Raw genomic sequence first — 12,697 nt, 5'->3', positions numbered from 1 at the left:
CTTCTATTTGACTGAAGGACGAAGGTGAGGGGCACGAAACACGAAGCTTTAAACTATAAGATTTCTGATGGCCCTCTGATCTTGGGCCATTTTCTAAGGAGAAAGAATCGTTTCGTAGTTCAGGTGGAAATCGAAGGCGCTGCGACCTTTGCCTACCTCCCAAATCCCGGAAGACTTTGGGAGATCCTTTTGCCCGGCGTTTTGCTCCTTCTTGCTCCTTCTAAGGGAGAGCTGCCCTTTGTGGTTATGGCTGCAAAACGCCGGGGTGATTGGGTGTTGCTGCACACTCATGTAGTAAACGACGTTGTAGATTGGATGATACGCCACGATCTCGTCCCGGATTTGTCAGGTGCGAAAATTTTGGAGAGGGAAGTGGCTGTCAATAAAAGCCGTATTGACTTTCTTCTTGAAAGATGCGGGAGAAAGATCTTCCTCGAGGTAAAGTCTTGCACACTCTTTGGCAGCTATGTCGCCGCCTTCCCCGATGCCGTTACGGCAAGGGGTAAGAGGCACATAGAAGAGCTTGCCTTGCTTGCGAAGGACGGCTATGAGGTCGCGCTTTTATTTTTGGTTAATTCCTTACGGCCGAAGTTTTTCCTTCCCGATTACCATACCGACTTGGCCTTTTCGGAGGCTCTGGCGGAAAATCGCCATGCGGTCGACGTCATGCCCCTGGGGGTGCGTTGGAGTGAGGAAATGAAGATGGGCGATTTGCCGGCGAAATTGCCCGTTCCCTGGGGTTTAATAGAGGAAGAAATGGCTGATAGGGGCGCCTACTTATCTATCTTTGAAGTCGACGGCTTCAGGGAAATAGATATAGGCGCTTTGGGAAGGGTACAACTGCGCCCAGGTTTTTACGTCTATGCGGGTTCGGGAAAGAAAAACCTGACTGCTCGTATAAACCGTCATTTGCGAAGGCGGAAGGTGCTTCATTGGCATGTAGATTATTTACGGGAAGTTTCCGAGAGCGTTTTGAACCTACCCATAAGAACCGCCGATGATATCGAATGCTATTTGGCAGCCTCCATGAATGAAATTGCCAACGACATCGTTTCGAATTTCGGTTGCAGTGACTGTCGGTGCGATTCCCACCTCTTTTATTTTTCCTCCGACCCGTTGAAAAGGTCGGATTTCATGGATAGATTGTTGTATTTTCGCTTTGACAGGCTTTGGGATAAAATAAATACTCGGCAATGGGAAGAGTGCAAGTAGAAGCTTGTAAGTATTTAGCCCATTCGTGAGATATGGATATGAAGCTTTTGGAGTCTCAAATAATGAATTGCGAGAGGTGCGATTTGGCTTTAAAGCGAAAAAGGGCGATCCCCGGAGAGGGTCCTTTGGGAGCAAGGGTGTTTTTGCTGGGGCAGGCTCCCTTTGACGCGGAAGAGATGAACGGGAGGCCCTTTTGGGGGGTGACAGGGGCTTTCCTGCGTTATTTTCTCGGGAGGGCAGGAGTGAATTTTTACGAATGCTGGAGGACGAATTTGCTGAAATGCCCTTTGCCAAGGTACGGAAGGCCAAAGTGGAGGCAGATCGACGCCTGCCTTCCCTACTTGAAGGAAGAGATAGAATGCGTAAGGCCAAAAGTTATAGTTCCCCTGGGCAAATGGGCTTTAAAAGGTCTGTTTGCCCTCTTTGGCCTGCCGAGGCCTGAGAAAAATTCCTCGATCCCTTCGATGTTTGGGAAACCTTTAGGCGTGGGGGAGTACGTCCTTTTTCCCTTGCCTCATCCGGCATCTTTGGTGTACAGATCGGCGCTGTGGGGACAGACGGTGCAGATGTTCGATCTCTTCGGGTTATTTTTTCAAACGATAAGGGGAGGCGATTTGCCCGATGAATGAGGCAATCTGGTTTTTAATGCTGACTTTTTGCACATCCTTTATATTGATATCCTATAGGATCTTTGGGAAGTACGGGCTATATGCCTGGGTGGTCATGTCGGTCGTTTTGGCCAACATTCAGGTCATGAAACTCGTCACTCTTTTTGGCATGACAGCTACGCTCGGGAATATTTTGTACGGTACTTCTTTTTTGGCCACCGACATATTGAGCGAAAATTACGGCAAGAGGGAAGCCACTTTGGCCGTTCATCTGGGCTTTTTCACGCTCTTTATGATGGTCGTGGTGATGCAAATGGCCCTTCTGTTTGTCCCCAACCCGAACGATCTGGCCCATGACGCCTTAAAGGGGATTTTTGGTTTGACCCCAAAAGTTGCAGGTGCCTCCTTTTGCGCATACGCCCTTGCGCAATACCATGATGTCTGGTTGTTTCATTTGTTGAAGAAATTGACGGGCGACAAATATCTTTGGTTCAGAAACAACGTCAGCACGATGATCTCTCAGGCCATAGATACGGCAATATTTGCCGTCGTGGCATTTTACGGGGTATATCCTGCAAAGGTCCTCCTGTCGATCATATTAAGCACTTACGTAATAAAGTGGATAGTGGCCTTGAGCGACACATGGTGTATATACCTGGCAAAGAGATGGTTTTGCCAGGGAAAGGTTGGCGGCGAAGCAAAATACGTGACGGACTAAAGCTGCCTTTCCCCGCCGCCCTTCGACGCCTCATATTTCCACGCTGCGTCGAAGAAGTCATATTCGCATATCATTGCATATCGGTAAGCCTTTCTTGCTTCGGAGACGTTTGTAGCGTAAAGATCTATTAGGCGCTCCGTCTCCCTTGCCAGGCTCTCGAAGGAATCGCTGGAGTAGGTTCTTATCCAGTCGATAAAGGGATTTTCCTCGTTTTTTGCATATTCTTGCAGGTTTTGCCCGATCCATGCGTAGAGGCGGTTGCAGGGAGTGGTCGCTGCCGCTATGAGGCCGACGTCGCATCCCCATGCAGTGGAAAGCAAAAAATCGGTGTACATGCGTGTTGGTTTGCTCGCAACGACGCTGTCCACGTCGGCTCCAAGGGAACTCTCAAATCCTTTATGAAGCTTCATTTCGTTCAAAGCGCCCTCGGCCAACTTATGAAAGGAGACCATTCCCAGCGTATCTGGCGCCTTAGCCGCGGCAAGGCAAAAAGCCTTTGCGAAGGCGTGAAGATAGAAATAATCCTGCCCCACGTACCAGTTGAACTTCTCCCTCGTCAATTTTCCCGAGGCGATGCCCTGCACAAAGGGGTGGTTGAGGCATGAGACGGCTATATCGCGGTTTTCTTCCCAAAGGATCTCCGAAAGGCTTTTCCCCATTGTCATCCCCCTCTTTTTGAAATGTGTTAAAATTTCAGGCTCCGCCGTCGTAGACCTTTAATGAAAGCCCAAAAACAGCGAAGCCTGTTTTATTGCTATGTTAAGCTAAATTTTAGCCTATTCTTTTTTATAGAAATACCCCTCTCATCTTAACGGCATCGGCTACGCGCTTTATGGCGACCATGAAAGCGGCTCGACGCATCTCGACCTTCTTTTCCTTGGAGTATTCCCATACCCTCTGGAAGTTAGACCTCATTATTGAAGTCAGCCTCTGATTGTATTCCTCTTCGCTCCAGAAAAATCCAGCGAGGTTCTGGCACCATTCGAAGTAGGACCCTATGACGCCGCCGCTGTTGGCAAGGAAGTCGGGCACAATGTAAATGCCTTTCGGCCTCAATATTTCGTCTGCCTCTGGAGTAAGTGGGCCGTTGGCTCCTTCGACGATGTGTTTCGCTTTGACCTTGTCGGCGTTGGATTTGTTGATGGCTCCCTCCATGGCGCAGGGGAGCAAGACGTCTACGTCCAAATAGAGGAGGTCGGTTGGATCGCTTTTTTCGAGCCCGGGTTGAGTATACCCCTCTAGCAACCTCTTAGGATTCTTTTGTGTGTGCTCCATGGCCTTATTTACATCGATTCCGTCTTTGCAGTAATAGGTTCCGGTAATGTCACAAATGGCAACGACTTTGACGCCGGCATCGTGCAAGAACTTGGCGGTGAAGCTGCCTACGTTGCCGAAGCCCTGTACGGCTACACTGGTGTCTTTGGGGTCCTTTCCGAGGACTCGGAGAAGTTCGATAGCGCAAGTAGCCACGCCAAGTCCGGTGGCAGCGTTTCTGCCCTTGGAACCCCACAGGGGGACGGGCTTTCCCGTGAATACGGCCGGTTCAAGCTGGCCTCTGATCTTGCTAATGGTGTCCATGAACCATACCATTTCCTGTGCTCCCGTGTTTACGTCCGGCGCAGGGACGTCCGTCCACGCGCCTACGAAGGGCTCTATCCTGGCTGCGAAGGTTCTGGTAATCCTCTCTTTCTCCTTCAGGGAAAGCTCAAGGGGCTCGCAGCAAACTCCGCCTTTGCCTCCGCCGTAGGGAATGCCCGCGAGGGAACATTTCCAAGTCATCATGAAGGCCAGAGCCTCCGTCTCGTCAATAGAGACCTGGGGATGGAAGCGAATGCCGCCCTTTGCCGGTCCCAGAGCACTTGAATGGACTACCCGATAGCCGTCGAAAACCCTTACGGATCCGTCGTCCATTTCCACAGGTATGGACACGCAAACCCTTCTCTCGGAACGGCTCAGTATTTCGACCAAATCGTCCTCCAGTCCCATCTCTTCAGCTGCATTATAGAAGTTCTCAAGGGCAGTGGAGAGAAGAACATCCTGCGAGGTGCGCCTTTTTACGGCCATTATTGACCCCTCCTATTGTATTGTGTAATTATATGAACACTAATGGGCGCGATGCCCATTGTATCCCGTATTGTTATTACATTGGATTTCATAGATGGTAATGTTTTCACTATCACATCTTCGAAGATCCCAAAAATGCCATCTATGCATGCGATAATATCGAATCTATTATAACTTATATCATACAAAAACCAAGAGGTGTTCAAATTTGCGTAATAATAAAAAATATTCTGTCGTTATGTTCGATTTTGGAGGCGTAATAGCTGAAGAGGGATTTGTTCAGGGCATGAAGGCTATTGCGGAAAAGCACGGCCTTGATCCTTCTTTTGTGGAGAAGACAGCCACAGCCATACTTTATGATTCGGGATATCTCTGTGGCAAATCGACTGAAGAAGCCTTTTGGGAGTCCTTCAAAAGGAAGTTCGACCTGAACGAATCGGTTCAAGACTTGAGAAATGAGGTTTTAAGCAGGTTTGTTTTGAGGCCCTGGATGCTGAAGCTAATTCGTACGTTGCACGACCTAGGTTACGCCACGGTCCTGCTGACAGACCAGACCAACTGGATTGAGGAAATTAACGAGAAGGCCTCCTTTTATGACATCTTCGACTATGTATTCAACAGTTATCGCTTGGGGAAAAGCAAACATGATGGTACTATATTTCAAGACGTGTTAAATACGCTTCACGAGGACCCGGGAAGCATAATTTTTGTAGATGATAAAGAAGAAAATGTGACTCTGGCAAAAAAATTGGGCATCGTGGGCATTTTATATAAAAACAAAGCCGAGCTTTTAAGGGATTTATGTCTTCTTTTGCCAGAGCTTTCGCGGACGTCCTTCGATTAAAAAGGACGATAAAGACAGGGTCGCCTTGAAAGTTCAAGGCCCGAGTAAATCTCAGTAAATCTCAATGAAAGGGGGATTTTCTATGAACGACGCAATAGAAGTCACAAAGGGCATTTATTGGGTGGGAGTAAACGATAAAGAGACAGATCTCTTTGAAGCGCTTTGGCCCCTTCCAAGGGGAGTTGCCTATAACTCCTACCTGGTAATAGGAGAAAAAATTGCCCTCATAGATACCGTCAAGGCTTTTTATCTCACAGATTTAGTGAGCAAGATAAGGCGCTTGCTCGGGGAAGACAGGCCCATAGACTATTTAGTGGTAAACCACATGGAGCCTGATCACTCGGGTTCCATAAAAATCCTCAAGAAGCTGTATCCCGACTTGAAGATCATTTGTAACGCCCAGACCGTTAAGATGCTGGAGAACTTCTACGCCGTCACCGAGGGGGTTATTCAAATAAAGGATGGGGAAGAGCTGGACCTGGGCGGCCACGTGCTCAAATTCTTTTTGACTCCCATGGTACATTGGCCGGAGACCATGATGACCTACGACAGGACTACTGAGACGTTGTTTTCCTGCGATGCCTTCGGCGGGTTCGGTTGCCTCGAGGGAGGGATCTTCGACGATGAAGTCGATATGTCTTATTACGAGGGAGAGATACTCAGATATTTTTCCAATATAGTGGGTCGTTATTCCGACCAGGTTCAGGCCGCTATATCGAAGTTGAGCGGAACGGATATAAGAGTCGTTGCTCCTTCTCACGGTCCCATACACAGGAGCAAACCCGAGCATATAATTAGCCTTTACGACAGGTGGAGTCGCCACGAAACGGAATGCGGTGCCGTCGTAGTATACGGATCGATGTACGGGAATACGGCAAAGCTGGCTCAGGCATCTGCCAGGGCCATGGCCAAAGAGGGCATCGAACATATCGTAGTTCACGACGCGTCAAGGGACCACGTTTCCTTCATTATCAGAGACATTTGGAGATATAAGGGGCTTATCATTGCCTCCTGCACCTACAATACCATGCCCTTTCCTCCTATAGCGGATCTCATGGCTCATCTAGAAAATAAAAAAATGAGAAACAGGTTGCTCGGCATAATGGGAAATTACACCTGGAGCCCCGGCATTTTGAAGAAACTTGAAGATTTTGCCAAAAACTCGGGCAAATGGGAGCTGCTCGATCCCGAGATAGTCATACAATCCTCGTCTAAGGACGAAGATTACGTCAGGGCCGAGGAGCTTGGCAAAGCTATGGCAGAGCGCCTCAAGGAATGCGCCGGATAAAAAACTTGCCGGATCATTAAAATACGCTCAACTTCATGAAGTTGAGCGTATTTACTTTGGACTAAAAAAGACGCTTAAGCAATCCTGTGGCAGCTTTCAATCTTCCTTTTTTTCTCCTGTTTGCCGTATTTTTCGGCTGCATACCTGATCCGTCGGGATTCTTTGTCCTTCCCCTTGCCGTCTTTTAGGTGTTTTTCGAACTCCAGCAACAACCGCTCTCTTTCGGATAGCCTGTCGCTGCTCTCCGATTCACTCTCGAGCTCAAGGCGCTCCATATCGACCAACGCCTGAATGTCCCTCGGATCGACATCTAGCTCTTCTGCCAATGCTTTCACGTTAAGCCTGAGGTCAGGGTTGTCTCTTATGTAGTTTCTCGCATCCATGTAAAGCTTATCAAGGCGTTTCATGCAACTTGGGCAAACCTTGGGTCCTGCGCTGACGAACCCCTTCCCGCAAAGAAAGCATTCAATCATAGGCATATTAATCCCTCATCGCTAAATTATAGCAAAAGATATATCGATGGTCACTTGTCTTTATAGAGTCCAAGAAGTGTGGACTTATAGATCCCGCTATGATAGCATCGTTTTTGCAGGGTTGCGTAGAAGAGGCGCAAACAGTAGTTTGAATTGTCTTAATATTTCCTAAATGTTGCAATGCATAAAAATGTGCGAAATAATAAGTACAAATGTGCAAATTACTAAAAGGCGGAATTTCTTGGGAGGGTGAACTTAATGTTCAAAGAGGAAGAACTGGAAAAGATATCAGAAGCTCGCCTTAAATATGAAGAAGAGGTCAAAAAGACAGTTCAGAAGTACCCAGAGCGTAAAAGCACCTTTACGACGGGAGGCGGGGTTCCCGTAGAAAGGTTATATACCCCGGAAAACATAAAGGACCTCGACTACACAGAAGATTTGGGTTTTCCCGGCGATTACCCCTACACCAGAGGCGTTCAGCCGACCATGTACAGAGGGCGTTTCTGGACGATGCGCCAGTACGCGGGATATGCCTCAGCCGAAGAGTCGAATGAAAGATACAAATACCTATTGCAGCAGGGACAGACGGGGCTTTCGGTGGCCTTTGACCTGCCCACCCAGATTGGCTACGATTCGGACCACCCCATGGCTCAGGGGGAAGTGGGCAAGGTTGGCGTTGCAATAGACAGCCTGGAGGACATGGAAATTCTCTTCGACGGCATCCCTCTTGACAAGGTCTCCACATCGATGACTATAAATGCTCCGGCATCAATCCTGCTTGCCATGTATATAGCTGTCGGCGAAAAGCAGAACGTCCCGGCGGACAAATTGTCGGGAACCATTCAAAACGACATATTAAAGGAATATATCGCAAGGGGAACTTATATATTTCCTCCAAAGCCCTCCATGCGATTGATCACGGACATATTTGAGTTTTGCAGCAAACACGTCCCGAAATGGAACACCATATCTATTTCAGGATATCATATCAGAGAAGCGGGATCCACGGCAGTTCAGGAAGTTGCCTTTACTCTTGCAGACGGGATAGCCTACGTAGAGGCCGCCGTCAAGAAGGGGTTGGATCCAAACGTATTTGGGCGCCGGCTGTCCTTTTTCTTCAACTCTCATAACGACTTCCTCGAAGAGATAGCCAAGTTCCGGGCCGCCAGGAGGCTCTGGGCAAAGATCATGAAAGAAAGGTTTGGAGTCACCAATCCGAACGCGCAAAAACTTCGTTTCCACACTCAGACGGCGGGATGCACACTAACCGCTCAACAGCCGGAAAACAACATAATACGGGTGACAATTCAGGCCTTGGCTGCAGTTTTGGGAGGCACACAGTCGCTTCACACCAACAGCTTCGACGAGGCCCTGGCGTTGCCCACGGAAGAAAGCGTCCGAATAGCCCTTCGCACTCAGCAGATCATCGCCTACGAGTCCGGGGTGACGAACACGGTCGATCCCCTGGCCGGAAGTTACTACCTAGAGTGGCTTACAAACGAGATAGAAAGAAGGGCTCAGGAGTACATAGATAAGATAGACGAAATGGGAGGTATGCTCGTTGCCATTGAAAAGGGTTACGTACAGCAGCAGATTCAGGATTCGGCATACGCCTACCAAAGGGCTATCGAAAAGGGAGAGCAAATAGTAGTTGGAGTAAATAAATTCCAAATAGAAGAAAAGGGGACATCTCGCAAGATCTTGAGGGTAGATCCTTCCATGGCCGAAAAGCAAATCGCAAGGCTTAAAGCTTTGAAGGAAAGCAGGGACAACGTAAAGGTCAAAGAAGCATTGGAAGAAATCAGGAAGACTGCTAATGACGAATCGGCGAACCTTATGCCCAAGATATTGGAGGCCGTGAAAGTCTACGCAACCTTAGGAGAGATCTGCGACGTATTGCGGGAAGAGTTTGGCGAATACAGAGAAAGCATAATCCTCTAAATGTATGGAGGCAGGGACGATGGACGAGAGGAAGATACGCGTAATAGTAGCAAAGCCCGGTCTTGACGGGCATGACAGAGGGGCCAAGGTCGTAGCCAGGGCCCTTAGGGATGCGGGAATGGAAGTTATTTATACCGGTTTAAGGCAAACGCCTGAGCAGATAGTTGCCACAGCAATCCAGGAAGACGCCGATGCAATTGGGTTGAGCATATTATCGGGCGCTCACGAACACTATTTCAGGGAAGTAATAGAGCTTTTAAAGAAAAGAGGGGCGGAAGACATTATAGTCTTCGGCGGCGGCGTTATCCCCGACGACGATGTGCCGGTTCTAAAGCAGATGGGAGTTAAGGCCGTTTTCGGACCGGGAACCCCGACGCCCAAGGTCATAAAGTGGCTTCAAGAGGCGGTCCAGGAAAGAAGAGCAAAAGAGCATGTATGACGGGTACCTTTAAAGATGTAGAGAAGGGAGCGTGAGCAGGCGAAAATGAAGACCGTAGGTGTAGATCATATTGGAATAGCAGTCAAATCTATAGATGAAGCATTGAAGTTCTGGGAGGAGACCTTGGGCATCAAATGCACGGGTCGGGAAGAGGTGGCAGAGCAGAAGGTTGTAACTGCCTTCTTGCCCTTAGGCGGTACGGAGATTGAGCTTTTAGAACCCACTTCCCCCGAGAGTCCCATCTCCAAGTTCATCGAAAGCAGAGGCGAAGGGATCCATCATTTGGCCCTTAAAGTAGAGGACATCGAGGCAGCCTTGAAAGAGCTCAAGGATAAGGGTATTCGGCTCATCGACGAAAAGCCCCGCTGTGGGGCAGGGGAAGCAAAGATAGCTTTCGTTCACCCAAAGGCTGCCGGTGGCGTTTTGCTCGAGATTTCCGAGCGTTAAATGTGTGGGGAGGACATGATAATGGCCGATAAGACGATAGATCAATTGTGCGAAGAGCTTTTGGCGAGAAAGGAAAGGGCGCGTTTGCCGGAGGGAAAGGAAGCTGTAGAAAAACAGCATAAAAGAGGCAAATTGACGGCCAGGGAAAGGATAGATAAACTGCTCGACCCCGGTTCTTTCGTCGAGCTTGACGAGCACGTCGAGCATCGTTGCTCTCTCTTCGGGCTGGAGAATCGAAAAATCCCCGGCGACGGGGTCGTGACGGGCTATGGAACTGTCGAAGGTCGTCTTGTATACGTCTTCAGCCAGGACTTTACCGTAATGGGCGGTTCCTTGGGAGAGATGCACGCGAAGAAAATTTGCAAGGTCCTGGACATGGCGCTTCTCAACGGCGCTCCCGTCGTTGGAATTAACGACTCAGGCGGTGCGCGCATTCAGGAGGGAGTGGACTCCCTCTCCGGTTACGGCAATATATTTTTCAGAAATGTGAAAGCTAGCGGCATAGTCCCTCAGATATCCATAATAGCGGGCCCCAGTGCGGGAGGTGCCGTTTACAGCCCTGCCCTGATGGATTTCGTGTTTATGGTGGACAAGATTGGGATCATGCACATAACCGGCCCTGCAGTCATCAAAGCAGTCACGGGTGAGGACGTCACCAGCGAAGAGATTGGCGGAGCGATGACCCACAACCAAAAATCCGGTGTGGCCCACTTCTTTGCAGCCAACGAGGATGACTGCTTTCTCCAGGTGAGGAAGTTGTTGAGCTTCTTGCCGAGCAATAACATGGAAGAGCCGCCCTTCGCAGATACCGGCGATGATCCCGAGAGGATTGACATGCGCCTGAGAGAGCTGGTTCCCACCAATCCCAATAAAGGATACGATGTTAAAGACGTCATAGGTTGCATCGTCGATAATGGGGATTTCTTCGAAGTGCAACCCTATTGGGCGCAAAACATAGTGACAGGTTTTGCTAGAGTGGGAGGCAGGGTTATCGGCATCATAGCCAATCAGGCACGCCACCTAGCAGGATGTCTCGATATAGACGCCTCGGATAAGGCCAGTCGTTTCATCAGGATATGCGATGCCTACAACATTCCCGTCGTCAACTTTGTAGACGTTCCCGGTTATCTGCCGGGCAAAACTCAGGAGTTGGGCGGGATCATACGCCACGGAGCCAAGATGCTCTACGCCTATTCCGAAGCCACCGTGCCGAAGATAACCGTTATCCTGAGAAAGGCCTACGGAGGTTCTTACCTTGGCATGTGCAGCAAGGACCTGGGCGCCGATGTGGTATTGGCATGGCCCCAGGCTGAAATTGCCGTAATGGGTGCCGAGGGTGCTGCCAACATAGTCTTTAAGAGGGAAATAGATCAGGCAGAAGATAAGGAGGCCGTAAGGCGTCAGAAGATCGAAGAATACCGGGAAGCCTTTGCGAATCCCTATGTAGCTGCATCGCGAGGGTTCGTGGATCGCGTTATATTGCCCGAGGAGACTCGCAGGGAAATTTATCAGGCGTTGCTGCTTTCTGAGACGAAGAGGGAGCTTCGACCCAAACGCAAACATGGCATAATGCCGAACTAAGGTGGTGTGACAGATGATCTCCGTTTTTGAGCAAGGCTTTCGCGGAGGGCTCATCCTTTCGATTATAGCCTTTAGCGTGGTCTTCTTGGTGTTAGGGGGTTTGACCCTTATTATAGTTGCCATCAAGTTAGTTGGAGGGGCGGAAGGGAAAAAGAAGGACGCGATCCCTCCGTCCGGTGGCGAGACAACTCCGGTGGAGACGGTTTCCCCACCGCCTGCCGAAGAAGTCCTTTATGGTGAAGCGACGCGAGGAGAAGGCTCCGGCATTAACGAAGAGGAAGTAGCAGCCATAACGGCAGCTGTCGCTGCCTTCGGCGCTGCGCCCTTCACGGTCAAGTCGATAAAAAGAATAACGCCTCCCAAGATCAGCCTTTGGCGGAAAGCCTCTTTCTACGAAAGTCTTGAAGGTATGGAATAAAATCAATAAATTCTAGGAGGAAGCGCGAAATGCAGAAAAAATACAAGATAATTATAAACGGCAGAGAATACGAGGTGGTAGTTGAAGAACTCGAAGGATCGGTCGGCGCAAATTATTCTCAAAATTTTGCACCCCTTCCGCAGGTTTCACCTGCTCAGGTTCCCATGCAGCAGGCTGCTCCCGCACCCATGCCTGCTCCCCAGGCGCCGGCCCCGAGCAAGCCGGCTCCTGCTCCCAAGCCCTCCCCTGCGGCTCCTGCGCCTTCCGCAGGCGGAACGGTCGTATCGGCGCCGATGCCGGGTAAAATACTGAAAGTTCTCGTTCAACCGGGCGCTCAGGTCAAAAATGGCCAGAACATAATGGTCTTGGAAGCCATGAAGATGGAAAATGAGATTTTGGCCCCCTCGGACGGCGTGGTCAGGGAAGTGAAAGTCAAAGAAGGTGACAACGTAAACACCGGCGATACGCTGGCCGTCATCGTATAGCCCTTTAAGGAGGCTTCAAGCTATGGAAATATATCTCAATGCTTTGTTTGGCATCTTCAGCCAATCCGGTTTTGCTGGGTTGTCGTGGGGCAACCTGGTGATGATCGGTGTTGCATCCATCCTCCTTTATCTGGCGATAGGAAAGGGTTTCGAGCCGTTGCTTTTGGTTCCCATATCTA

14 protein-coding genes and 1 pseudogene are annotated in these 12,697 nt (G+C 49.5%); 12 read left to right on the top strand and 3 right to left on the bottom strand.

Annotated elements, in window-relative coordinates; all coding sequences use genetic code 11:
- Positions 1–24 precede the first annotated feature (24 nt).
- The 3 genes from sfsA (at position 25) to BLU12_RS05715 (ending at position 2,538) form a co-directional block, all read left to right on the top strand.
- Positions 25–1,212, top strand: coding sequence for a DNA/RNA nuclease SfsA (gene sfsA / locus BLU12_RS05725; RefSeq protein ID WP_091461270.1), 1,188 nt, complete (start codon positions 25–27; stop codon positions 1,210–1,212).
- Positions 1,213–1,274: 62 nt separating this feature from the next.
- Complete coding sequence (locus BLU12_RS05720; RefSeq protein ID WP_234945495.1) at positions 1,275–1,841, top strand: uracil-DNA glycosylase; 567 nt, start codon at positions 1,275–1,277, stop codon at positions 1,839–1,841.
- Positions 1,834–2,538 carry a queuosine precursor transporter gene (locus tag BLU12_RS05715; protein ID WP_091461267.1) on the top strand — a complete coding sequence of 235 codons (705 nt, stop codon included), beginning with the start codon at positions 1,834–1,836 and terminating at the stop codon, positions 2,536–2,538. Before BLU12_RS05720 ends, BLU12_RS05715 begins: the two co-directional genes overlap by 8 nt.
- On the opposite strand, the gene BLU12_RS05710 is transcribed toward BLU12_RS05715, so the two are convergent.
- Both BLU12_RS05710 and BLU12_RS05705 read right to left on the bottom strand, forming a co-directional pair.
- Positions 2,535–3,197: a TenA family protein gene (locus BLU12_RS05710; protein WP_091461265.1), complete on the bottom strand. Its 663-nt coding sequence runs from the start codon at positions 3,195–3,197 to the stop codon at positions 2,535–2,537. The two genes, BLU12_RS05715 and BLU12_RS05710, sit on opposite strands and share 4 nt — an antisense overlap.
- A gap of 127 nt (positions 3,198–3,324) precedes the next feature.
- Positions 3,325–4,602 carry a Glu/Leu/Phe/Val family dehydrogenase gene (locus BLU12_RS05705; protein ID WP_091461263.1) on the bottom strand — a complete coding sequence of 426 codons (1,278 nt, stop codon included), beginning with the start codon at positions 4,600–4,602 and terminating at the stop codon, positions 3,325–3,327.
- A gap of 208 nt (positions 4,603–4,810) precedes the next feature.
- Between BLU12_RS05705 and BLU12_RS05700 the strand changes: the two genes are divergently transcribed.
- Both BLU12_RS05700 and BLU12_RS05695 read left to right on the top strand, forming a co-directional pair.
- The gene (locus BLU12_RS05700; RefSeq protein ID WP_234945494.1) at positions 4,811–5,446 is read left to right on the top strand and encodes an HAD family hydrolase; all 636 of its coding nucleotides are present in this window, start codon (positions 4,811–4,813) and stop codon (positions 5,444–5,446) included.
- 82 nt (positions 5,447–5,528) lie between these two features.
- Complete coding sequence (locus BLU12_RS05695; RefSeq protein WP_200778722.1) at positions 5,529–6,734, top strand: FprA family A-type flavoprotein; 1,206 nt, start codon at positions 5,529–5,531, stop codon at positions 6,732–6,734.
- Between the two features lie 74 nt (positions 6,735–6,808).
- Here the strand turns inward: BLU12_RS05695 and BLU12_RS05690 are convergent, their stop codons facing one another.
- Positions 6,809–7,213 (bottom strand): hypothetical protein, encoded by a 405-nt coding sequence (locus tag BLU12_RS05690; RefSeq protein ID WP_091461260.1) that lies wholly within the window; start codon positions 7,211–7,213, stop codon positions 6,809–6,811.
- A 252-nt stretch (positions 7,214–7,465) separates the two neighbouring features.
- Here BLU12_RS05690 and BLU12_RS05685 point away from each other — a divergent pair, with 252 nt between their 5' ends.
- The 7 genes and pseudogenes from BLU12_RS05685 to BLU12_RS09870 form a co-directional block, all read left to right on the top strand.
- Positions 7,466–9,148, top strand: coding sequence for an acyl-CoA mutase large subunit family protein (locus BLU12_RS05685; protein ID WP_091461258.1), 1,683 nt, complete (start codon positions 7,466–7,468; stop codon positions 9,146–9,148).
- Between the two features lie 19 nt (positions 9,149–9,167).
- The gene (locus BLU12_RS05680; RefSeq protein WP_091461257.1) at positions 9,168–9,587 is read left to right on the top strand and encodes a cobalamin B12-binding domain-containing protein; all 420 of its coding nucleotides are present in this window, start codon (positions 9,168–9,170) and stop codon (positions 9,585–9,587) included.
- A 45-nt stretch (positions 9,588–9,632) separates the two neighbouring features.
- A complete protein-coding gene (gene mce / locus BLU12_RS05675) occupies positions 9,633–10,034 on the top strand; it encodes a methylmalonyl-CoA epimerase (RefSeq protein ID WP_091461255.1) in 402 nt (133 codons plus the stop codon).
- Between the two features lie 21 nt (positions 10,035–10,055).
- Entirely contained in the window at positions 10,056–11,615 is a 1,560-nt protein-coding gene (locus tag BLU12_RS05670; RefSeq protein WP_091461253.1) for an acyl-CoA carboxylase subunit beta, read from the top strand.
- A 13-nt stretch (positions 11,616–11,628) separates the two neighbouring features.
- Complete coding sequence (locus BLU12_RS05665; RefSeq protein WP_091461252.1) at positions 11,629–12,033, top strand: OadG family protein; 405 nt, start codon at positions 11,629–11,631, stop codon at positions 12,031–12,033.
- Positions 12,034–12,062: 29 nt separating this feature from the next.
- On the top strand, positions 12,063–12,518 hold the full coding sequence (locus BLU12_RS05660; RefSeq protein WP_091461250.1) for a biotin/lipoyl-containing protein: 456 nt from the start codon (positions 12,063–12,065) through the stop codon (positions 12,516–12,518).
- A gap of 22 nt (positions 12,519–12,540) precedes the next feature.
- A pseudogene (locus tag BLU12_RS09870) lies at positions 12,541–12,697 on the top strand (sodium ion-translocating decarboxylase subunit beta); the annotation flags it as partial.

The sequence above is a fragment of the Acetomicrobium thermoterrenum DSM 13490 genome (assembly GCF_900107215.1).
GTDB classification, from domain to species: domain Bacteria; phylum Synergistota; class Synergistia; order Synergistales; family Acetomicrobiaceae; genus Acetomicrobium; species Acetomicrobium thermoterrenum.
This window is presented reverse-complemented; position numbering and strand designations above follow the sequence as displayed.

Bases quoted from the DNA above. Each gene is read 5' to 3' on its own strand.
- BLU12_RS05695 (WP_200778722.1), top strand. From the start codon at position 5,529: ATGAACGACGCAATAGAAGTCACAAAGGGCATTTATTGGGTGGGAGTA.
- mce (WP_091461255.1), top strand. From the start codon at position 9,633: ATGAAGACCGTAGGTGTAGATCATATTGGAATAGCAGTCAAATCTATA.
- BLU12_RS05680 (WP_091461257.1), top strand. From the start codon at position 9,168: ATGGACGAGAGGAAGATACGCGTAATAGTAGCAAAGCCCGGTCTTGAC.
- BLU12_RS05715 (WP_091461267.1), top strand. From the start codon at position 1,834: ATGAATGAGGCAATCTGGTTTTTAATGCTGACTTTTTGCACATCCTTT.
- BLU12_RS05665 (WP_091461252.1), top strand. From the start codon at position 11,629: ATGATCTCCGTTTTTGAGCAAGGCTTTCGCGGAGGGCTCATCCTTTCG.
- BLU12_RS05660 (WP_091461250.1), top strand. From the start codon at position 12,063: ATGCAGAAAAAATACAAGATAATTATAAACGGCAGAGAATACGAGGTG.
- BLU12_RS05690 (WP_091461260.1), bottom strand. From the start codon at position 7,213: ATGCCTATGATTGAATGCTTTCTTTGCGGGAAGGGGTTCGTCAGCGCA.
- BLU12_RS05705 (WP_091461263.1), bottom strand. From the start codon at position 4,602: ATGGCCGTAAAAAGGCGCACCTCGCAGGATGTTCTTCTCTCCACTGCC.
- BLU12_RS05685 (WP_091461258.1), top strand. From the start codon at position 7,466: ATGTTCAAAGAGGAAGAACTGGAAAAGATATCAGAAGCTCGCCTTAAA.
- BLU12_RS05710 (WP_091461265.1), bottom strand. From the start codon at position 3,197: ATGGGGAAAAGCCTTTCGGAGATCCTTTGGGAAGAAAACCGCGATATA.
- BLU12_RS05720 (WP_234945495.1), top strand. From the start codon at position 1,275: ATGAATTGCGAGAGGTGCGATTTGGCTTTAAAGCGAAAAAGGGCGATC.
- BLU12_RS05670 (WP_091461253.1), top strand. From the start codon at position 10,056: ATGGCCGATAAGACGATAGATCAATTGTGCGAAGAGCTTTTGGCGAGA.